Genomic DNA, 20,652 nt, shown 5'->3' with positions numbered 1-20,652 from the left:
CCACCGGAGCGTGAACCAGATGTCGAACCCCGTCCAGCCGCAGGGCACCCGTGCCGTACCCGGTGACGCGACGGACCGGATCCGCGCCGCGATCTTCGACGGCACGCTCGCCTCGGGCGAGCTGCTCATCGAGGAGGAGTTGCAGGGATGGCTCGGGGTGCCGGCGCAGGACGTGCGCGCCGCCCTGCTGGCGCTCGAACACCTCGGGCTCGTCGAGACCGCCCCGCAGCGGCACACGCGGGTCGCGCAGCCACGGGTCGAGGACCGGACCGCCGTGCTCCAGACGCTCGGAGCCCTCGTGAGCGGGGTCGTCCGGGTCACCGTGCCGACGCTCACGGCGGGGCAGCGGGCCGAGCTCATCGCCTTCGTCGAGCACACGATGGCGACGGTCGAGGCCGAGGACGCCGACGCGCACGGCCGGTGCATCTGGGGCCTCGTCGACCGGTTCCTGAAGCACTGTGCGAACCCGGTGCTCGTCGCGGCGACCGCGGACGTGATCGGCGCGCTCGCCTATCGGCTCGCGGCCACCCGCTCCGCCGAGACGGTCGAATGGGCCGACCTCCGCGTCGGGTACCCGCACCTCCGGTCCTCCATCGCCGCCGGTGACGCCGTGGGCGCGGAGCTCGCGATGGAACACGTCTTCCGGCTGCAGGTGCCGCTGCACGACCTCGAAGTCCACTGACCGACGGCCCCGCGCGACGCTCAGGACTGTGCCGCTCGGGACGGGTGGCAATAGTCTGCTGATGACGCGGTTCCCGCCAGCCGACCGTGTCCCCGTCGTCACCCCGAGCGAGAAGAGACCAGATGTCCTCACCGGAAGTCCAACCCTCTGTCGAACCGACCACCATGGCGCAGCTCGTCGCCGAGCTCGCCGGCACCTTCCTCCTCGTCTTCGGCCTCGTCGGCACCGCCACCTTCTCCGCGTTCTTCGGGGAGGAGACCTCCAACCCCCTCGGCGTCGGGTTCCTCGGGGTGGCGATCGCTCTCGGGCTCTCGGTGACGATCGCGGCCTACGCCTTCGGCCCCATCTCCGGCGGGCATTTCAACCCGGCCGTGACGCTCGGCCTCGCCGCTGCGGGCCGGTTCCCCTGGCGCGCGACCTGGACCTTCGTCCTCGCCCAGCTCGTCGGCGCGTTCCTCGGCGCGCTCGCGGTGTTCGGCCTGGCGGCCGGCGGGCCGGACGGCTTCCTCGACCGCGCGGTCTCGAGCGGCTTCGTCTCGAACGGCTTCGGTGAGCTCTCTCCGGGCGGGTTCGGACTGGTGTCGGCCATCGTGGTCGAGGTCGTCATCACCGCGGTCTTCCTGTACGTGATCCTCGGCGTGACCCACAACCGGGCGGCGCCGGGCTTCGCGCCCATCGCGATCGGCGCCACGTTGACGCTGCTGCTGCTCGTGGCGATCCCCATCGACAACGGATCGGTCAACCCGGCCCGCTCGATCGCGACGGCCGTCTTCGCCGGTGGCGACTGGCTGGCGCAGGTGTGGGTGTTCATCGTGTTCCCGGTCATCGGCGCCCTCATCGCCGGATTCAGCTACCGGATCCTGTTCGGGGGGACGCGTCCGGCGGCCGCGCGGCCCGTCGCGAACCGCGGCTGATCCCGCCGATCGCCACCCGCACCCCGTCTGCCCGAGGCAGGCGGGGTGCGTCGTTCGCGGGCGGCACCCCGCGAACGCGGGCAACCCGCATTGGGGGACGCGCTTTCCCGAGGCACCGTCCATGCTTGAGGTTCGAGCGCCAGATCCTTGGAGGGGCGATGACGATGACCGAACGCGACGCCCCCACGACCAGGTGGGCGGATCCGCTGACGACCGACAGTGGCACGGCCGATGCACCGCTCCCCGCGGACGTCGCCTGGGAGCTGCTGCAGGAGGCGCTCGTCGAGGACTTCATCGACGACCTCCCGCGTCCCGTGCGCACGGCCGAACTCGCAGCACGGCTCCACGTGAGTCGGGCGTCGCTCATGACGAACATCCGTCGTGGCAACGTGATCGCCAGCCGTCGGTCCGGCCGCTGGGAGATCGACACGGTCGCGAGCCGCACCTACCTGCGCTCGGCCATCCTCAGCCTGGGCGAACGCCGTCGCACCCTGAGCGGCGTCGACGAGGACCGTTCCACCAACGTGCAGTTGACGCTCACGGGCCGGGCCTCGGCGGTGCTGTCGGACCTCATGCAGGACACGCATCTGTCGGCACCGGAGCTCGTGGCGATCGCCCTCGACCGGTTCCGGAGCACGGCCGTCGACACGGACGCCGAAGCGAGCTGACGCCGCCGGGGTTGTCGGACGTCGCGTCTGACGCCGGACACACGGATCGGCCGGCCGCACGTGGTGCGTCGGCCGACCGATCGGGTGGTGCGAGCTCGGACTACTCCGTGCCGACGGCCTTGTCGGCCGCGTCGCGGGCACCGTCGATCTGCTCGTCGAACTTGCCGCCGGTGACCTTCTTCGCCGCGTCGGCGACGCCGCCGAGCAGTTTGTCGCTGATGTCCTCGGCCTGCTGGCTCGTGAGGGCGTCCTTGACCTTGTTGTCGTTCAGGAACTCCTGAGCCTTCTTGGTGATGTCTTCGATTCCCATGCGTCGCTCCTGTTCGTCGGGCCCACTCGGGCGTACCGCTCATTCTCGGCCCTCTGGCGGATTCTGGCTAGACCTCGTCGGAGAGCTCCCAGGACCTCCATCGCTCCCGCGCAGGGTCAGTCGGCGAGGGGGACCGGGCCTCCGCGGTCGTCGAGCATGCGGGTCATGAGGTCGATCTCGGCCTGCTGACTCGCGATGACCGCACTGGCGAACGCGAGGGCGGTCGCGTTCGTGGTCCGCGGCTGCAGCGCCTCCGCCATCTCGACCGCGCCACGGTGGTGGGCGATCATCAGGGTGAGGAACAGCCGCTCGGCCTCGAGACCCGACGACGCCGTGAGCTGGTCGATCTGCGCCGGCGTGGCGAGGCCGGGCATCGGATCGCCAGGGGTGTGACTCGTGCCGGGCGTCGACGAGTCACCGCCGTGGGCGTGGCCGCTGGCGCCCGCGAGGGTGGGGAGCGTCATCCAGGTCATGTCCGGCTGGCGTGAGCCCTGCGGCAGGTTCCACTGCACGAGCCAGTCGTAGAGCTGCCCGGACTGCTGGGCCTGCGTGGTCGCGATGTCGTACGCGAGGGTGCGGACGTCCACGGCGTCCGTCCGATCGCGGATGATCATGGCGAGCTCGACACCCTGGTTGTGGTGCACCTGCATGTCGCGCGAGAAGCCGGCCTCCGCGCTCGTCGTCGTGGGGGTCGGATCGGCGAGCGTGCTCAGCCGGCCGACGGAGAACCCGATGGCCGCGGCGACCACGATCGCGACGATCGCCATCGCAGCGATGACGATGCGGGTGCGGCTCGAGCCCCCCGAGGCCTGCTCGGCGTCGAACGCGGCGAGCTCCTCGTCGCTGACGCCGCCGTCGTCCTCGATCTCGTCCGGCGGGACTGCTGCGGAGGGCTCGGTCGTCACCGGATCAGACCTTGCCGGGTCCGTCGATCGCGCCTGTGCAGGCCGCGCCGGGCTCCGGGACGTTGTTGCTCTTCCAGAACTCCTCGAAGAAGTCGGCGATGCGCGAGTCGCTCGCGTTGTTCACCTGCAGCTGCGAGTTCCAGCCGCTCAGCACGATCGGGGAGGGGAGGTCGGACTTCGGCGACAGCACGACGTACGTGGTCGGGAGCAGCTCCTTGAGCTTCGTGAGCTCGGCGTCGCTGATGGACGGGTCGTAGGTGACCCAGATCGCGCCGTGTTCGAGGGAGTGGACCGCGTTCTCGTTGGTCTGCTCCTCGGTGTAGACACCGCAGTTCAGCCAGTACTGGTTGTGCGGGCCGCCGGCCGGCGGGTTCTGCGGGTAGTCGACGGTGCCTTCGACGTGCTCGGAGGTGTTCGTGAACAGTTCGACGCCGGCGATGTCGGCTCCCGTGCCGGTGCCACCGCCCGGGTAGCTGGCGTTCTTCGGCAGGGTGAGGATGACGCTCGTGATGAGGACCGCGATCACGGCCACGCCGCCGACGACGCCGGCCCAGACACCGATGCGACGGTTGCGGTTCTTGCGCTTCTGCGCCTGCTTGAACGCGGCGACCTTCGCCTGGCGCTGGGCCTCGCGTTCCTGTTTCGCGCTCTGCTGCTTGACGGCGGGCGGGACGGGAGCGTTCTTGGGGCGGTCTGCTGCGGGGGTCACGGGGGCCTCTCGAAAAGTTGTATGCGTAACTATCGAACCAGACGGCGTTCTCGGTGCCGTCCGGGCACCCGATGATGCGCAGTCGATTCTCAGCCTCATCCAAGCAGACGCTGGAGGAATCCCAGTGTTAGGGCGGTCTAACAAATGTAGATCGGCCTTGCTAACATGGCCCGTGTGACCACCGACCTCTCCGCTCCGAAGACCCGCGCACCCCGTGGCCCGAGGCTCCTCTTCCTCCTCGGCCCCGCCTTCGTCGCCGCCATCGCCTACGTCGACCCCGGCAACGTGGCGGCCAACCTCACGGCGGGAGCGCAGTACGGCTACCTGCTCGTGTGGGTGCTCGTCGCCGCGAACGCGATGGCCGTGCTCGTGCAGTACCTCTCGGCGAAGCTCGGACTCGTCACCGGCAAGAGCCTGCCGGAGCTCCTCGGCTCACGACTGCGCACCGGGCCACGTCGGCTCTACTGGGTGCAGGCGGAACTCGTCGCCGCCGCGACCGACCTCGCCGAGGTGATCGGTGGCGCGGTGGCGCTGTACCTGCTCTTCGGGATCCCGCTCGTGCTCGGCGGCGTCATCGTCGGGGTCTTCTCGATCGTGCTCCTCGCCGTGCAGAACTGGTACGGCCAGCGGCACTTCGAGTTCGCGATCCTGGCACTCCTGGCCGTCATCGCGGTCGGCTTCCTCGCCGGCCTGTTCGTCAGTCCCGTGGACTGGGGCGCCGCGGCCGGCGGCCTGGTGCCGCGGTTCGAGGGCACGGCGACGGTCCTGCTCGCCGCGAGCATGCTGGGCGCGACGGTCATGCCGCACGCGATCTACCTCCACTCCTCGCTCAGCCGGGACCGGCACGGCGTCCAGACGAGCGACGGCGCCATCCGTCGACTCATCGTGGCGACCCGCTGGGACGTCGCGGCGGCACTCGTCCTCGCCGGGGCGGTGAACATCGCGATGCTGCTGCTCGCGGCCGCATCGCTCGGCGGTGTCGAGGGGACGGACTCGATCGAGGGCGCGCATGCGGCGATCACCGCAGCGCTCGGGCCGGTGATCGGCGTGATCTTCGCCATCGGCCTGCTCGCCTCAGGTCTCGCCTCGACCTCGGTGGGCGCCTACGCGGGAGCGTCGATCATGGGCGGGCTCCTCAAGGTGCGCATCCCGTTGCTCGCTCGACGGGTGATCACGCTCATCCCGGCGCTCGCCATCCTGGCGGCGGGCATCGACCCGACCACCGCCCTCGTGCTCAGCCAGGTGTTCCTCAGCCTCGGGATCCCGTTCGCGCTCATCCCGCTCGTGCGGTACACCGGCGACCGACGGATCATGGGCGTCCACGTCGACCAGCTCGTCACGAGGGTGCTCGCCTGGGTCGTCGTCGGGCTCATCGTCGCGTTGAACGTCGCCCTCATCGTGCTGACGTTCTTCGGCTGACGGTCGCATCGACGATCGCCGTCGGGTGGCTGGGGCGGCCAGCCGCGGCGGTGGGGTGCTGGACGATCAGCCGGCGACGGTGACCCAGACGGCGTCGGCGGCGAGGCGTCCGAGCGTGAGACGCGTGCCGGTCGCGGTCAGGCGGAGTTCGAGTTCGCCGGCGAAGGCGCGGTGGTCGTCGACGGCGAGCTCGGTGTCGAGGACGATGCCGAGCGTGCTCAGGTGGCGGAGCGTCTCCGGGTCGGCGTCGGAGATGCGGCACACCGTCAGGGCGCTGTCCGACGGGGCCTCGTTCAACCGGATGGCGTCCGGCCGGTGCGGGGTGCCGTCCGCCGAGGGGATCGGGTCACCATGTGGATCGCGAATGGGGTGACCGAGCGCGGCGTCGATGCGCTCGATCATGGTGTCGCTCGCCGCGTGCTCGAGGATCTCCGCCTCGTCGTGCACCTCGTCCCAGCCGTAGCCGAGCATCTCGACGAGGAAGGTCTCGATCAGCCGGTGCCGACGGACCATCGCGACGGCGTGCGCCTGGCCGGCCGGCGTGAGCTCGATGCTGCCGTACGGCTCGTGCACGACGAGCCCCTGGGCCGCCAATCGCTTCACGGCGTCGGAGGCGGTCGCCGGCCGGACGCCCATGCGGTCCGCGAGCAGCTTGACGGTGGCGGACTCGTCCGCCCATTCCGAGGTCGTCCAGATCGTCTTGAGGTAGTCCTGGGACACGGAGGAGAGGCCGGAGACGGACATGTGTCCAGTCTACGGAGGCCGGCGGTGGTCCACCGGGTGGCCGCGAGCGGGTCACCGGCCGTTCAGGTCCGCCTGGCAGAATGATCTCCGACACCCCCGAACGGGGCACCCGGCTGCTACGGTCGAGTTCCCCAGCCACCCGCACACCGATCCACTCGACGAGAAGGGCCATGCGATGCCTCAGGCGCTCAGCAGCTCGACCGCTCGACTCGGATCCGGTGCGCGCGCGACGCTCGAACTCGTCGCTGCGGCGATGGCCGGGGACGGCCACCGGACGCCGGCCGGGCAGGACGGCACGACCACCCGTCGGCCCGTCGAGCTCACCCTCCGCCGGCTGCCCGCGATCGTCGCCGTGCTGTTGCTGGCCGTCGTCATCCTCGCGGTCATCGGCGTGCTCGTCGTGCTCTCGCTCGTCGTGCGCGTGCTCGCCGCCGGTGTCGCGGCACTCGGCCCGCGGCCACACCTCGTCGCCCTCCGCTGACGCCCTCCGCCGGCTGACGGGATCGGCCGCGTCATCAGGCTGCACTCCGCAGACGCTCCGGGTAGGCTGGGCGACATGCGTCTCCGCCTGTCGTGTTCCTGCTGTCCCCGCTGAACCGTCCCCTCCGGGATGCCGCCTCAGCCGTCCCAGCCATCCGGTGACGCACGCGAGAGTCGTGCGGTGACGCACCACAGGAACAGATTGCAGACATGAACTACGCAGACTCCGTCCTCGATCTCATCGGGAACACGCCACTCGTGAAGCTCAACCGGGTCACCGAGGGCATCGCCGCCACGGTGCTCGTCAAGGTCGAGTACCTCAACCCGGGCGGCTCCTCGAAGGACCGCATCGCGACGCGCATCATCGACGCCGCCGAGGCGTCCGGGCAGTTGCAGCCGGGCGGCACGATCGTCGAACCGACCTCCGGCAACACCGGCGTCGGCCTCGCGCTCGTCGCCCAGCAGCGCGGGTACCGGTGCGTGTTCGTCCTGCCGGACAAGGTGGGCGAGGACAAGCGCAACGTGCTGACCGCCTACGGCGCCGAGATCGTCGTCACCCCGACGTCCGTCGCACCGGACAGCCCCGACTCCTACTACAGCGTGTCCGACCGCCTGACGGCCGAGATCCCTGGCGCGTTCAAGCCCAACCAGTACGCGAACCCCAACGGGCCGCTCAGCCACTACGAGTCCACCGGTCCTGAGATCTGGCGCGACACCGAGGGTGAGATCACCCACTTCGTCGCCGGCGTCGGCACCGGTGGCACCATCTCCGGGACGGGCAAGTACCTCAAGGAGGTCTCCGAGGGCGGCGTGCGCATCATCGGCGCCGACCCGGAGGGCTCGGTCTACTCGGGCGGCACCGGACGCCCGTACCTCGTCGAGGGCGTCGGCGAGGACTTCTGGCCGTCGGCCTACGACCCGTCCATCCCCGACGAGATCATCGCCGTCACGGACGCCGAGTCGTTCGCGATGACGCGTCGCCTCGCCCGCGAGGAGGGGCTGCTCGTCGGCGGGTCCAGCGGCATGGCCGTCCAGGCGGCGCTCGTCGCCGCCCGCGAGCTCCCGGCGTCGGCCGTCGTCGTGGTGCTCCTGCCGGACGGTGGCCGCGGCTACCTCGGCAAGATCTTCAACGACTCGTGGCTGGAGTCGTACGGCTTCAGCGAGGTCGCGGACGACCGCACCGTCGGCGACATCCTCCGAGGCAAGGGCGACACGATGCCCGGTCTCGTGCACGTGCACCCGAGCGACACCGTCCGCGACGTCATCGACATCATGACCGAGTACGGCGTCTCCCAGCTGCCCGTCCTGAGCGCCGAACCGCCCGTCGTGATGGGTGAGGTCGCCGGCGCGATCGACGAGGCCAGCCTCATGGCCGCTGTGTTCAGCGGCACCGCCTCGATGACGGACGCGGTGAGCGGCTTCGTCGGCGAGCCGTTGCCGCTCATCGGCGTCGGTGCGTCCATCCCAGCGGCCCGCACGGCCCTCGGCTCAGCGCCCGCCTTCCTCGTGACCGACGGTGGCAAGCCCGTCGGCGTCATCACGCGGCACGACCTGCTCACCTACCTGGCGGGCTGACGATGGACGGCATGCCACGCCGCCTGCCGGACGCCGGACGATGTCGGGCCTGCGCCTGACCCCGGCCCGTCCGACGGCCCCATCCGACACCCCCGCATCCTGAACCGAAAGAGTCACCCATGAGCAAGCACGACCACGGCTTCGCCACCCGCAGCATCCACGCCGGCCAGGAGTTCGACCCCACCACCGGGGCGATCATCCCGCCGATCTACCAGACCTCCACCTTCGTGCAGGACGGCGTCGGCGGGCTCCGCGGCGGCTACGAGTACAGCCGCTCCGCGAACCCGACCCGCTCCGCGCTGGAGACCCAGCTCGCCGCCCTCGAGGGCGCCAAGCACGGCTTCTCCTTCGCCTCCGGCCTGGCCGCCGAGGACGCGCTCATCCGCACCGCGCTCCGCCCCGGCGACCACATCGTCATCGGCAACGACGTCTACGGCGGCACCTACCGCCTCATCAACCGCGTGCACGGCGCGTGGGGGATCGAGCACACCGTCGTCGACCTCGGCGACCTCGCGGCCGTCGAAGCGGCGATCATCCCCGGCCGCACGAAGCTGCTGTGGGTCGAGACGCCGAGCAACCCGCTCATGAAGATCAGCGACATCGCGGCGCTCGCCGCCCTCGCCCACCGGCACGAGGTGCTCTCGGTGGTCGACAACACCTTCGCGTCCCCGGCGCTCCAGCAGCCGCTCTCGCTCGGTGCGGACATCGTCGTGCACTCCACCACCAAGTACATCGGCGGACACTCCGACGTCCTCGGCGGCGCCATCATCATGAACGACGACGAGCTCGCCGAACAGCTCGGCTTCGTGCAGTTCGCCGCCGGAGCCGTCTCGGCGCCGCTCGACGCCTGGCTCACGACGCGCGGCATCAAGACGCTCGCGGTCCGCATGCGCCAGCACAGCGAGAACGCGCAGGCGATCGCGGAGCACCTCGAGGGCCACCCGGCCGTGGAGCGCGTGTACTACCCGGGTCTCGAGAGCCACATCGGCCACGAGCTCGCCGCCAAGCAGATGTCCGGGTTCGGCGGCATGCTCTCGCTCGCGCTCGTCGGTGGCCCCGCTGCGGCGAAGCGGCTCGTCGAGAAGACAAAGCTGTTCGCGCTCGCGGAGTCGCTCGGTGGCGTCGAGTCCCTCATCGGGCTGCCGGCGCAGATGACCCACGCCTCGGTCAAGGGCACCGAGCTGGCCGTGCCGGAGAACGTCGTCCGACTGTCGGTGGGCATCGAGGACGTCTCCGACCTCATCGCCGACCTCGACCGAGCCCTCGCCAAGGTCGTCAAGGCGAGCGCCAAGCACTAGCCGTCGTCAGAGCCCCCGTTCCCGTCCCGTTCGTCTCCGTTCGCAATTCAGGACCGCCTCGGCGTGTCCGGCGCTGACGAAGCCGCCTGCCCGCGGCGCGCCGGGCGCGTCCTGAATTGTGGACGGGAGCGGGGAGCGGGTACCCATCCGGATCACGGCTTGACCTCAACTCGACTTGAGGTTCTAGGCTCGGATCCGTGACCGCAGCCTCCCCGCAGACCTCCCCGACACCCGTGCCGACGGAGACCACCGACGACGGCATCTTCGGACGTCGGTTCCTCCTGATCACCATCGGCGCGTGTGCGCTCGTCTTCCTCGGCGCGTTCGAATCGCTCGCCGTCACGACGATCATGCCGCTCGTGAGTGCCGAGCTCGACGGTGAGCAGCTCTACGCCCTCGCCTTCGCCGGCCCGCTCGCCGTGAGTGTCATCGGCATGGTCGCGGCCGGCTCCGTCGCCGACCGCATCGGACCGGTCCAGCCGCTCCTCGCCTCGGTCGCCCTGTTCATCGTGGGGCTGCTGCTCGCGGGGACGGCGACGACGATGTGGACGCTCGTCGCCGGGCGACTCGTGCAGAGCCTCGGCTCCGGGGCGATGACGGTCGCGCTCTACGTCCTCGTCGCTCGCATCTACCCGCCCGCGCTCCACCCGCGGATCTTCGCCGGGTTCGCCGCCGCGTGGGTCGTCCCCTCGCTCATCGGACCGTTCCTCGCCGGCGTCGTCGCCGAGCAGTTCACCTGGCACTGGGTGTTCCTCGGTGTAGTCGGGCTCGTGGTGATCGCGACCGTCCTGCTCCTCCCGGCCCTGCGGATGCTGCGCGCGGCGACGGTCGAGCGCGCCGACCGGCAGGCGGCGGAAGCGGCGGCGACCGGCGGCCGGACGGTGGCGCCCGGATCGACGAACGCGGCCGACGTCCGACGGCTCGGCTGGGCCGTCCTCGTCGCCGCGGCGGTGCTCGCGGTCAACGTCTCGACCGAGTTCTCCGGCTGGACCGCCTGGCTCCTCCCGATCGTCGGCGCGGTGGTCGCGATCCTCGCCCTCCGTCCGCTCGTCCCGCTCGGCACGCTGACGGCGAGGCGGGGTCTGCCGACCGTCATCCTCGTCCGCGGCCTCACCTCCGCCGCGTTCTTCGGCGCCGAGGTCTACGTGCCGTACCTGCTGACCCGCGAACACGGGCTCACCCCGGCGCTCGCCGGACTCGCGCTGACGGGTGGGGCCATCGCGTGGTCGGTGTCCTCCTGGTTGCAGGGACGACTGGGGGACCGGTTGTCGAACGCGAACGCCGTGCAGATCGGCTCGTCCCTCGTGACGGTCGCCGTCGCGGTCGCCCTGCTCGCCGCGCTCCTGGGCCTGCCGCCGGTGGTGCCGATCGCCGCCTGGGTGGTGAGCGGTGGCGGGATGGGGCTCATGTTCCCGCGGCTCAGCGTCATGACGCTCGCGTACTCGGACGAGCGCTCGCAGGGGTTCAACAGCGCGGCCATGTCGATCGGCGATGCGATCGGCGGTGCGCTCGCCCTCGCCGCGACCGGGCTGGCGTTCACCGCGCTCGACGGCTCCGTCGGCCTCGCGGGTGCGGGGTGGGTCGCCTCGGGTGGGGTCGCCTTCGCCGGATGCTTCGCGATCGCGCTGCTCGCCGGTGTCGCGGCCGTCGTCGTCGCGCGACGCGTGCGTCGGCCGGAGCCGTCCCGCGCGGACGGGTGAGTGGGACCGCCGTCGCCTGGGTAGTGCTGCGGTGCGTGGGGGGTAGCGTCGCCCACGCATCGCTGCAGTGCCCAGGGGACTCCGGTCGGACCCCCTCCGGTGCCGACCGCGTGCGCGAAGGGCGCCGAAGCCGCGTACCCTTGATGCGTACGTCTCGGCTCGTCCCCCCAGTGACCGCTCCTCGTGTCTCGGAGCCGGAGACTGCAGAAGGACTCTCTTGAGCGACGAATGCAAACACGGTTTCGACAACGGCCTCTGCGCGACCTGCTTCCCACCCCCGCCGCGTGAGGTGCCGGTGGCGGAAGCGCCGGCCCCCAAGGTCCGTCGATCGACCGTCGCGCCCTCCCTGCGCGAGCCGGCCCCGACCCGCGTCCGCGCCGCCGCGACCACGAAGACGGCCACCCGTGCCGCCGCCGCGCTGCCGGTCGTGCGCGTCGGCGAACAGCGCCTGTACCACGTCACCCACATCCGCAACCTCGAGCGCATCCTCGAGACCGGGAGCATCCTCCCCGTCGCGTCCGCGGCCCTCCCCGACGGCCCCGTCGTCGACATCGCCGCCCCCAGCCACCGCGACGCACGCCGCACCATGGTCCTCGCGGGCACGGACGGCCTGACTCCGGCCGACTTCGTCCCCTTCTTCCTCACGCCGGACGCCGACCTCTGGGCCGGGATCCGCGCCGGCGAGGGCGACATCCGCCTGTCCGCCGACGCGCTCGCCTCCGCGGTGAACGACTACGTCGTGCTCGTCACCACGATCGACGGCGCCTCGGTGCACCCCGGCGAGTTCGACGCCGACACCGGCCGGCCGTCCCGCGCACGGGTCGTGGTCGCCGACGGTGACGCGTCCCACGTGCTCACGAGCATCGGCGCCAACGCGATGACCGCCGACCGCATGGTGCAGCGCTTCGCCACCGACGAGGACACTGGCGCCCTCCGCCGGGCCGAGGTGCTCATCGAGGACGCCGTCCCGTTCGACCGTGTGACCGTGATCGGCGTCGCGACCGTGAACGTCCGCGAACACGTCAAGCGGCTCGTCGCCGCCGCCGGCCTCCGCACGAAGGTCGCCGCCTACACGCCCTGGTTCCAGGAGCACGTCGCCGAGTAGCTCGGAGCGCTACTCGTCCGTCCGCGTTCGCAACTCAGGACGCCGGCGGCGCGTCGGCCGTATCCGACGACGGTCACGCACGGCTCACCGCCGCGCTCCTGAATGGTGAACCGGACAGGGGCAAGGACTGGCCGCTCAGGTGCGGGGCGGGGTGCTCTCGCGGAGCACGACGGTCGCGCCGACCGGTTCGACCGTGGTGCTGTCCGTCGCCGGGTCGAGCGCGAGCCGGACCGCATGCTCGCCGACCGCCTCGAGCGGCACCGCGACCGTGGTGAGCGCGGGCGTCACGTCGCGCGAGGTCGCGATGTCGTCGTAGCCCGCGACCGCGAGGTCCGCCGGCAGTGAGAGTCCCGCCGCGCGGAACGCGGACATCGCCCCGATGGCCATGACGTCGCTGACGGCGAAGACCAGCTCGACGCCGTCGAGTCCCTGTTGGAGGAGTTGCTCGGCACCGTGGCGCCCGCCGTCGCGGCTGAAGTCCGCCCGGACGATCCTCGACGGGTGGATCGCGATCCCGTGCTCGGCCAGGCCGTCGGCGAAGCCGCGCACGCGTTCGCGGGCGGTGAGGAGCCGGTCGTCACCCGCGATGACGGCGAACCGACGGTACCCGGCGGCGACGAGGGCGCGCGCCAGCTCCCGGGCGCCGGTGGCGTTGCCGAGCTGCACCGTGGCGAACGGCAGCGTGCGCTGCGAGACGAGCACCACCCGGCCGCCCGTGGACTCGTACGCCGCGAGCTCCTCGGCCAGCCGATGTTCGGAGGCGACACCGTCCCACCGGCTGCCGGTCAGGATGATCGCCCGCGGTCGCTGCCCCCGGAGCACCCGCACGAGTTCCAGCTCCCGCTCCGCATCGCGATGCGTGACGGCCATCGTGGTGGCGATGCGCTGTTCGTCGGCCGCACGGATCGCCCCCGCCGCGATCGACGAGAAGTACGGGTCGGCGATGTCGCTCACGAGGAGCGAGATCGTCGTCGACAGGCCCTTCGCGACCGCCTGGGCGGAGAGGTTCGGCGTGTAGTTCAACCGGAGTGCGGCGTCGAGCACGCGGCGACGGAAGGTCTCGTTGACCGTGCGGGTGCTGCCGTTCAGGGCGCGCGACGCGGTGGCGAGGGACACCCCCGCCTCACGGGCGACGTCGTGCAGCGTCGGCGGGACCGGCGTCGCACGGTGGTCGTCGACCGTCATGGTGCTCCTTCGTACTGGCGGCTGCTGAGACACACTCTGCCACAGCGCGGCCGTGGGGATCAGGGGTGGAGATCCGCGGCATCAGGGGGATCGAGGTGCGGGACGACCGCCGACCGGAACGTCTCGACGGTGCGCGCGACCACCGCGTCGAACGGGGCGTCCCAGATCTCCTGGTTGAACAGCTCGACCTCGACGTCGCCGGTGTACCCGGCCGCCTCGACGGCCCGGGTGAGCGAGGCGAAGTCGACGACGCCGTCACCCGGGTAGTGCCGGGCCAGCAGGACGTCCGCCGGCAGCGGGGTCGCCCAGTCGCAGGCCTGGTAGCTGGAGATCCGGCCGGTCGCGCCAGCACGGGCGATCTGCTCGAGGACCTGCGGGTCCCACCAGAGGTGGAAGGTGTCGACGACGACGCCGACCGCCTCCGGGGCGAACTGCTCGGCGATGTCGAGCGCCTGACCGAGCGTCGAGACCACGGCGCGATCCGACGCGTACATGGGGTGCAACGGTTCGATGGCGAGCTGGACCCCGGACTCGAGGGCGTGGTCGGCGAGTTCACCGATCGCGTCGCGGACGAGTTCGCGGGCGCCGAGGATGTCGCGGGACCCCTCGGGGAGGCCGCCGACGACGAGGACGAGGGCCGGGGCGCCGAGCGCTGCGGCTTCGTCGACCGCCGTGCGGTTGTCGTCGATCGAGGCGCGGCGGGCCGGCGCCTCCGGCATGGTGAAGAACCCGCCGCGGCAGAGGCTCGAGACACGCAGGCCCGCATCGGTGAGGAGTCGGGCGGACGCGGCGACGCCGTACTCCTGCACCGGCTCCCGCCAGGCGCCGAAGCTCGTGACGCCGGCGGCTGCGACGGCCGCGACGGCCTCGGGCAGGGTCGCGTACTTGATGGTCGCCTGGTTGACCGAGAGTCGCGCGTGCGGGGTGGTGCCGCCGCTCACCGGTCCCTGAGCCTGTCGAAGGGCGGTGGTGCTCATCGGGCTCCTCCCGCCGTGGTCAGCGTGCCGACGACCCCGGCCGTGCGCAGCAGGCCTGTCCAGCGCTCGGCGGCGAGCTCCGGGTGCTCGAGTGCTCCGGCGGCGTCGGCCAGGCGGACGATCTCGGACAGGTGCGGGAGGCTGCGCGCCGCGTGCAGGCCACCGACCATCGAGAACGCCGGCTGGTGTCCGTTCAGCCAGCTGAGGAAGGCGATGCCCGTCTTGTAGTAATAGGTGGGCGCGGCGAAGATCTGACGGGACAGGGCCTCGGTCGGGCGGAGGATCCGCTCGTACCCGGCGGGGTCGCCCGCGTCGAGGGCCTGGATCGCCGCGGAGGCCGCCGGGGCGATCGCCGTGAACGCGCCGAGCAGGGCGTCGGAGTGGCCCTGCTCGTCGCCGGCGATGAGGTCGACGTAGTTGAAGTCGTCGCCCGTGAACATCGTGGTCCCGGAGGGGAGTCGGCGGCGTACGGCGATCTCCGCGTCCGCGTCGAGCAGACTCATCTTGACCCCGGCGACGTGATCGGCGTTGTCGGCCATGATCCGCAGGAGGGTGTCCGAGGCGGCTGCGACGTCCGTGGACCCGAAGTATCCGGCGAGGCTCGGATCGAACGCGGTGCCGAGCCAGTGGAGGACCACCGGCGACTGCGCCGCGGACAGGACGCGGTCGTAGACGCGACGGTAGTCGTCGGCACCCTGAGCAGCGCGCGCGAGGTGGCGGCTCGCCATGAGGACCGTCCCGGCCCCGGTGTCCTCCGCGAAGGCGAGCTGTTCGAGATAGGCGTCGGCGACCGCGTCGAGCGAGACCTGCTCCTCGGCGAGGTGGTCGGTGTTCACGCCGACGACGAGCGCCCCGCCCACCGATCCGGCCTCGGCGGCGCTCCGCGTGATCAGCTCGCGGGTGGCGGCCGTGTCGAGCCCCATGTTGCGTTGGGCGGTGTCCATCGCGTCGGCGACGCCGAGGCCGAAGGACCAGACGTGGTGCCGGTAGGCGAGGGTCGCATCCCAGTCGAGGTCCGCCGGGGCACCGGGGACGTTCTCGCCCCAGGCCTTCGGCACGACGTGGGCGGCCGCATATGCGGTGCGACTCGACAGCGGGGCGGTGGGGCGCGAGGCGGCGACCGGTTCGCGGAGGTCGAGGGACGTGACCTCGCCCTCCGCCGAGAGCAGGCGGACGCTGGTCATCGGGCGACCGACGCTTCGAGGGACGCCAGCTCCTCGTCCGCGCGGGCGATGTCGCCAGTGCTTCCGAGCGTGACCTCCGGCAGGTCGAGACGACGACCGGTGCGCGAACTCTCGAGCCCCAGCTCCGCGAGCAGCACACCGCGCGCGCCGGCGAGCAGGTCGAACTCGTACGGGCCGTCCTCGACGACGTGGCGGAGGAACTCCTCCCACTGCGTCTTGAAGCCGTTCTCGAACACGTCGTTCGTCGGGACGTCCTGCCAGTCGGCCGCGTAGTCGTGGTCGTCGGCCAGATCGGGGTTCCACACCGGCTTCGGGGTGACGTTCCGCGGCTGCACCTTGCATCCGAACAGTCCGGCGACGGCGGAACCGTGCGTGCCGTCGACCTGGAACTGGACGAGCTCGTCGCGGTCGACGCGGACGGTCCAGCTGGAGTTGAGCTGGGCCACGACGCCGCCCTCCAGCTCGAAGATGCCGTAGGCGGCGTCGTCCGCCGTCGCCGCGTATGCCGAGCCGCGCTCGTCGAAGCGCTCCGGGATGTGGGTCGTCGCCTTCGCGTAGACGGACTCGACCCGGCCGAAGAGGTTCTCGAGCACGTAGCTCCAGTGCGGGAACATGTCGACGACGATGCCGCCGCCGTCCTCGGAGCGGTAGTTCCAGCTGGGGCGCTGCGCCGGCTGCCAGTCGCCCTCGAACACCCAGTAACCGAACTCGCCACGGACGGAGAGGATGCGGCCGAAGAAGCCGGAGTCGATGAGTCGCTTGAGCTTCCGGAGGCCGGGCAGGTACAGCTTGTCGTGCACGACACCGTTCTTGACGCCGGCCTCGGCCGCGAGGCGCGCGAGTTCGAGGGCCTCCTCGAAGGTCTCGGCCGTCGGCTTCTCGGTGTAGATCGTCTTGCCGGCGTCGATCGCCTTGCGGAGTGCCGTCGCGCGGGCCTTGGTGACGAGGAAGTCGGCGTAGACGTCCCAGCGCGGGTCGGCGAGGACTGCGTCGAGGTCGGTGGAGGTGTGCTCGACACCGTGCTTCGCGGCGAGTTCGTCGAGGGTCGCCTGGTTGCGGCCGACGAGGATGAGTTCGATCTGACGACGGCTGCCGTCGGAGAGCTGGACGCCGCCCTGCTCCTGGATCGCGAGCAGCGACCGCACGAGGTGCTGCCGGTAGCCCATGCGCCCGGTGGCGCCGTTGACGATGATCCCGATGGTCTGCTCTGACACGGTGGCTCTTTCTCTCGATCGCGTTGTAGCCCTGCGGCGACGATGCCGTCAGGAAAGCGTTTACCGGTCACTGTAGAACGAGAGGCGACGACGTGGCAAGGGATTCTTGCGATCGCCGCGGAACCGATCCGGATTCGCGCAACGATGCCGGATGAATCGTTGCATCGGTCGTCGGGGCCGTGATAGAACTTGATGCAGCTCAGCCGGGAAACGCTTTCCGGCAGTGTCATCAACGACGATCGACAAGGAGGTCCGACGTGTACCGTGCAGTTGCAACGGCGCCCAGGACGACGTTCACGAGGGGCACTCGGTGAGCGCGCTCGGCGAGCTCCGCAAGCTCAGCGCAGGCAAGCGCCCACAGACCGCGGCCGAGAAGGCCTTCATCAAGAAGGACAACCGCCGCGACAACAAGGCGGCGTACCTGTTCCTCCTGCCCTGGCTCATCGGCCTCGCGGTCATCACCGTCGGCCCCATGGTCGCCTCGCTCGCCCTGTCCTTCACGAAGTACAACCTGCTGCAGGCGCCGACTTTCATCGGGTTCGACAACTTCATCCGGATGATGAGCGACGAGCGACTCCACAACTCGCTCGGCGTGACCTTCGTCTACGTCTTCGTCTCGGTGCCGCTCCAACTCGCGGCGGCACTGGCGCTCGCGGCGCTCCTCGACCGCGGGCTCCGCGGCCTCGCGATCTACCGGTCCGTCTACTACCTGCCGTCGCTCCTCGGATCCTCCGTCGCGATCGCCGTGCTGTGGAAGCAGGTGTTCGGCGGCGAGGGCCTCGTGAACCAGTTCATCGCGATCTTCGGCATCGAAGGACGCAGCTGGATCGCCGACCCGTCGACGGCCCTCTCCACCCTCATCACGCTCAACGTGTGGACCTTCGGTGCGCCGATGGTGATCTTCCTCGCCGGCCTCCGGCAGATCCCCGTCATGTACCACGAGGCGGCGCAGATGGACGGGGCGTCGAAGTGGCAGCGCTTCACCAAGATCACCCTGCCGCTGCTCACGCCGATCATCTTCTTCAACCTCGTGCTGCAGATCATCCACGCGTTCCAGGCCTTCACGCAGGCCTTCATCGTGTCGGGCGGAACGGGCGGCCCAGCCGACTCGACGCTGTTCTACACGCTGTACCTCTACAACCGCGGCTTCTCGAACTTCGACATGGGCTACGCCTCGGCCATGGCCTGGTTCCTGCTCCTCATCATCGGAGTCTTCACCGCGATCAACTTCTGGGCCTCGAAATACTGGGTGAACTACGATGACTGACACGCTGACCACACGGTCCATCACGACGGACAGCAAGAACCGCAGTCGCGAGGCCAAGCAGGCCGAACGCCAGTACCGCCGCGCACGCGGGTGGTCGCCCTGGAAGTCCGTGCTGAAGCACGTCGGGCTCATCCTCGTCGGGTTCATCATGCTCTACCCGGTGATCTGGCTCGTCGTCTCCTCGCTCCGCCCCACGGAGGAGATCTTCCGGAACCCGGGCATCGTCCTCGACAGCTTCGAGGTGAGCAACTACAGCGAGGGCTGGAACACCCTCTCGGAACCGTTCCACGTCTTCCTGCTGAACTCGGTGCTCATCGTCCTCGGCTGCATCGTCGGCAACCTCGTGTCCTGCTCGATGGCGGCGTACGCCTTCGCCCGGCTGAAGTTCAGCGGCAAGCGGTGGTGGTTCGCGGCGATGCTCATGACGCTGATGCTGCCGATCCACGTCATCATCGTGCCGCAGTACATCATGTTCTCCCAGCTCGGCTTCGTGAACACGTACCTGCCGCTCATCCTGCCGAAGATCCTCGCGACCGACGCGTTCTTCGTCTTCCTCATGGTCCAGTTCATCCGCGGCATCCCGAAGGAGCTCGACGAGGCCGCCCGCATCGACGGCTGCGGCCACCCCCGCATCTTCGGCGTCATCATCCTGCCCCTCATGGTCCCGGCGCTCGCGACCACCGCGATCTTTACCTTCATCTGGACGTGGAACGACTTCTTCAGCCAGCTCCTGTACCTGACGAAGCCCGAGATGTACACGGTGCCGCTCGCGCTGCGGGCCTTCATGGACGCGCAATCGTCGACCTCGTGGGGGCCGATGTTCGCGATGAGTGTCGTGTCGCTCCTCCCGATCTTCCTCGTCTTCCTCTTCGGTCAGCGGTTCCTCCTCAAGGGCATCGCGACGACCGGCGGCAAGTGACGCGGTCCTCACCGACCGACGGCACCAGAACACCTGTACCAGCCCGACCAGCACCAGACCCAGCAGCACCGGATCCAGCGACACCGGATCCGCATCGATCGATTCGAAAGGGAACAGCATGAGCATCAGCAAGCACGGCAGAGCCGCCGGCTTCATCGCGACGGGAGCCGTCGCCGCGCTCCTCCTCGCCGGTTGCAGCGCCGGAGGCGACGCCGCGACCGAACTGTCCGACGAGCCCGTCACCCTCCGGTTCACCTGGTGGGGCAACGACGCCCGCACGGCGGCCACCCAGGAGGTCATCGCGGCCTTCGAGAAGGAGTACCCGAACATCACCATCGAGCCCCAGTTCACGGACTGGGCCGGGTACTGGGACAAGCTCGCCACCGAGACGGCGGCGAACGACACCCCCGACATCATCCAGATGGACGAGAAGTACATCGCCACCTACGGCGACCGGGGTGCACTGCTCGACCTCAAGACCGTCGGCGACCAGCTCGACCTCAGCGACTTCCCCAAGGAGACGCTGACCTCGGGGACCGTCAACGACTCGCTCTACGGCGTGCCGTCCGGCATCACGAGCTACTCCATCGTGGTGAACCCGACCCTGCTGGCGTCGGCCGGCATCGAGATGCCCGACGACGAGACCTGGACCTGGGACGACTTCACCGCGCTGAGCGAGCAGGTGTCGGCGGCCGGTGGCGGATCGATCTACGGGTTCCAGCCCTTCGGCTTCGAGGACGGCGGCCTGAACAACTGGGCACGCCAGCACGGCGACGAGCTCTACAACGACAAGGGCGAGGTCTCCATCAAGCCCGAGACGCTCGCGTCCTGGTGGAGCTACCTCCTCGAGCTGGTGAACGACGGCGCGACGCCGTCCGCCTCGGCGATCGTCGAGAAGCAGGCCGGCGGTCTGGCGGAGTCCTTCACCGCGACCAACGCCGCGGCGTTCGCCCCCTGGTGGAACAGCCAGCTGACGGCACTCACCGAGGCGAGCGGTTCGCCGCTCGAGCTGCTGCGCATCCCGACCGTGGACGGCGGCGCCGACGGCTCCGCCTACTACAAGCCGTCGATGTACTGGTCGGCGTCCGCCCGGACCGCCCACCCGGCCGAAGCCGCGCTGTTCATCGACTTCCTCGCGAACAGCGAGACGGCCGCCGACTCGCTCCTCACCGAGCGTGGTGTCCCGGCGAACACGAAGATCCGCGAGTACATCACGCCGAAGCTGGCCGAGACGGACCAGGCGGTCGTGGAGTTCCTCGACGGCCTCGCCGACGACATCGGTGAGCCGCCGACCGTCACGCCCGCCGGTGGCAGCGCGATCGAGGCGCTCGTGAAGCAGTACACCGAACAGGTGCTGTTCGGGAAGAACACGCCCGACCAGGCTGCCGAGGGGTTCA

General features: G+C 70.3%; 20 protein-coding genes. 12 read left to right on the top strand and 8 right to left on the bottom strand.

Annotated elements, in window-relative coordinates:
• The first annotated feature begins 19 nt into the window (after positions 1-19).
• The 3 genes from ASE44_RS18345 to ASE44_RS00970 all read left to right on the top strand — a co-directional run bounded on the left by ASE44_RS18345 (position 20) and on the right by ASE44_RS00970 (position 2,264).
• Complete coding sequence (locus tag ASE44_RS18345; protein WP_056776585.1) at positions 20-682, top strand: GntR family transcriptional regulator; 663 nt, start codon at positions 20-22, stop codon at positions 680-682.
• 122 nt (positions 683-804) lie between these two features.
• Positions 805-1,596 (top strand): aquaporin, encoded by a 792-nt coding sequence (locus tag ASE44_RS00975; protein ID WP_082455588.1) that lies wholly within the window; start codon positions 805-807, stop codon positions 1,594-1,596.
• Positions 1,597-1,754: 158 nt separating this feature from the next.
• Positions 1,755-2,264 carry a hypothetical protein gene (locus ASE44_RS00970; protein WP_056776583.1) on the top strand — a complete coding sequence of 170 codons (510 nt, stop codon included), beginning with the start codon at positions 1,755-1,757 and terminating at the stop codon, positions 2,262-2,264.
• 100 nt (positions 2,265-2,364) lie between these two features.
• Here ASE44_RS00970 and ASE44_RS00965 read toward each other — a convergent pair whose 3' ends face one another.
• The 3 genes from ASE44_RS00965 to ASE44_RS00955 all read right to left on the bottom strand — a co-directional run bounded on the left by ASE44_RS00965 (position 2,365) and on the right by ASE44_RS00955 (position 4,188).
• Positions 2,365-2,574 (bottom strand): antitoxin, encoded by a 210-nt coding sequence (locus ASE44_RS00965; protein WP_056014153.1) that lies wholly within the window; start codon positions 2,572-2,574, stop codon positions 2,365-2,367.
• A gap of 116 nt (positions 2,575-2,690) precedes the next feature.
• A complete protein-coding gene (locus tag ASE44_RS00960) occupies positions 2,691-3,479 on the bottom strand; it encodes a DUF305 domain-containing protein (RefSeq protein WP_056776580.1) in 789 nt (262 codons plus the stop codon).
• 4 nt (positions 3,480-3,483) lie between these two features.
• Complete coding sequence (locus ASE44_RS00955) at positions 3,484-4,188, bottom strand: DUF3105 domain-containing protein (RefSeq protein WP_056014157.1); 705 nt, start codon at positions 4,186-4,188, stop codon at positions 3,484-3,486.
• Positions 4,189-4,353: 165 nt separating this feature from the next.
• Between ASE44_RS00955 and ASE44_RS00950 the strand changes: the two genes are divergently transcribed.
• Positions 4,354-5,607, top strand: coding sequence for an Nramp family divalent metal transporter (locus tag ASE44_RS00950; protein ID WP_056776577.1), 1,254 nt, complete (start codon positions 4,354-4,356; stop codon positions 5,605-5,607).
• 66 nt (positions 5,608-5,673) lie between these two features.
• Here the strand turns inward: ASE44_RS00950 and ASE44_RS00945 are convergent, their stop codons facing one another.
• Entirely contained in the window at positions 5,674-6,351 is a 678-nt protein-coding gene (locus ASE44_RS00945) for a metal-dependent transcriptional regulator (RefSeq protein WP_056776574.1), read from the bottom strand.
• A gap of 175 nt (positions 6,352-6,526) precedes the next feature.
• On the opposite strand from ASE44_RS00945, the gene ASE44_RS00940 reads away from it, so the two are divergent.
• The 5 genes from ASE44_RS00940 (at position 6,527) to ASE44_RS00920 (ending at position 12,509) form a co-directional block, all read left to right on the top strand.
• Entirely contained in the window at positions 6,527-6,832 is a 306-nt protein-coding gene (locus tag ASE44_RS00940; protein ID WP_056014166.1) for a hypothetical protein, read from the top strand.
• Positions 6,833-7,041: 209 nt separating this feature from the next.
• Positions 7,042-8,406: a cystathionine beta-synthase gene (locus ASE44_RS00935; protein WP_056776570.1), complete on the top strand. Its 1,365-nt coding sequence runs from the start codon at positions 7,042-7,044 to the stop codon at positions 8,404-8,406.
• A 119-nt stretch (positions 8,407-8,525) separates the two neighbouring features.
• Positions 8,526-9,704, top strand: a complete 1,179-nt coding sequence (locus tag ASE44_RS00930; RefSeq protein WP_056776568.1) for a cystathionine gamma-synthase — start codon at positions 8,526-8,528, stop codon at positions 9,702-9,704.
• A 197-nt stretch (positions 9,705-9,901) separates the two neighbouring features.
• A complete protein-coding gene (locus ASE44_RS00925) occupies positions 9,902-11,404 on the top strand; it encodes an MFS transporter (RefSeq protein WP_369817165.1) in 1,503 nt (500 codons plus the stop codon).
• Positions 11,405-11,621: 217 nt separating this feature from the next.
• A complete protein-coding gene (locus ASE44_RS00920) occupies positions 11,622-12,509 on the top strand; it encodes a DarT ssDNA thymidine ADP-ribosyltransferase family protein (protein WP_056914177.1) in 888 nt (295 codons plus the stop codon).
• A 135-nt stretch (positions 12,510-12,644) separates the two neighbouring features.
• On the opposite strand, the gene ASE44_RS00915 is transcribed toward ASE44_RS00920, so the two are convergent.
• The 4 genes from ASE44_RS00915 to ASE44_RS00900 are packed head-to-tail and all read right to left on the bottom strand — an operon-like array spanning position 12,645 to position 17,021.
• A complete protein-coding gene (locus tag ASE44_RS00915; protein ID WP_056014181.1) occupies positions 12,645-13,694 on the bottom strand; it encodes a LacI family DNA-binding transcriptional regulator in 1,050 nt (349 codons plus the stop codon).
• 59 nt (positions 13,695-13,753) lie between these two features.
• On the bottom strand, positions 13,754-14,671 hold the full coding sequence (locus ASE44_RS00910) for a sugar phosphate isomerase/epimerase (protein WP_056776562.1): 918 nt from the start codon (positions 14,669-14,671) through the stop codon (positions 13,754-13,756).
• Positions 14,668-15,855 carry a dihydrodipicolinate synthase family protein gene (locus tag ASE44_RS00905; RefSeq protein WP_056776558.1) on the bottom strand — a complete coding sequence of 396 codons (1,188 nt, stop codon included), beginning with the start codon at positions 15,853-15,855 and terminating at the stop codon, positions 14,668-14,670. Before ASE44_RS00905 ends, ASE44_RS00910 begins: the two co-directional genes overlap by 4 nt.
• On the bottom strand, positions 15,852-17,021 hold the full coding sequence (locus ASE44_RS00900) for a Gfo/Idh/MocA family protein (RefSeq protein WP_056777053.1): 1,170 nt from the start codon (positions 17,019-17,021) through the stop codon (positions 15,852-15,854). Before ASE44_RS00900 ends, ASE44_RS00905 begins: the two co-directional genes overlap by 4 nt.
• A 358-nt stretch (positions 17,022-17,379) precedes the next feature.
• On the opposite strand from ASE44_RS00900, the gene ASE44_RS00895 reads away from it, so the two are divergent.
• The 3 genes from ASE44_RS00895 to ASE44_RS00885 form a co-directional block, all read left to right on the top strand.
• Positions 17,380-18,336 (top strand): carbohydrate ABC transporter permease, encoded by a 957-nt coding sequence (locus ASE44_RS00895; protein ID WP_056014187.1) that lies wholly within the window; start codon positions 17,380-17,382, stop codon positions 18,334-18,336.
• Positions 18,329-19,255, top strand: coding sequence for a carbohydrate ABC transporter permease (locus ASE44_RS00890; protein WP_082455582.1), 927 nt, complete (start codon positions 18,329-18,331; stop codon positions 19,253-19,255). Before ASE44_RS00895 ends, ASE44_RS00890 begins: the two co-directional genes overlap by 8 nt.
• Positions 19,256-19,373: 118 nt before the next feature.
• A partial coding sequence (locus tag ASE44_RS00885; protein ID WP_082455580.1) for an ABC transporter substrate-binding protein occupies positions 19,374-20,652 on the top strand: 1,279 nt, incomplete at its 3' end.

Source organism: Plantibacter sp. Leaf1, from assembly GCF_001421315.1.
Taxonomy (GTDB): domain Bacteria; phylum Actinomycetota; class Actinomycetes; order Actinomycetales; family Microbacteriaceae; genus Plantibacter.
The sequence above is the reverse complement of the archived record's forward strand: the minus strand, read 5'-3'. Positions and strand labels throughout refer to the sequence as shown.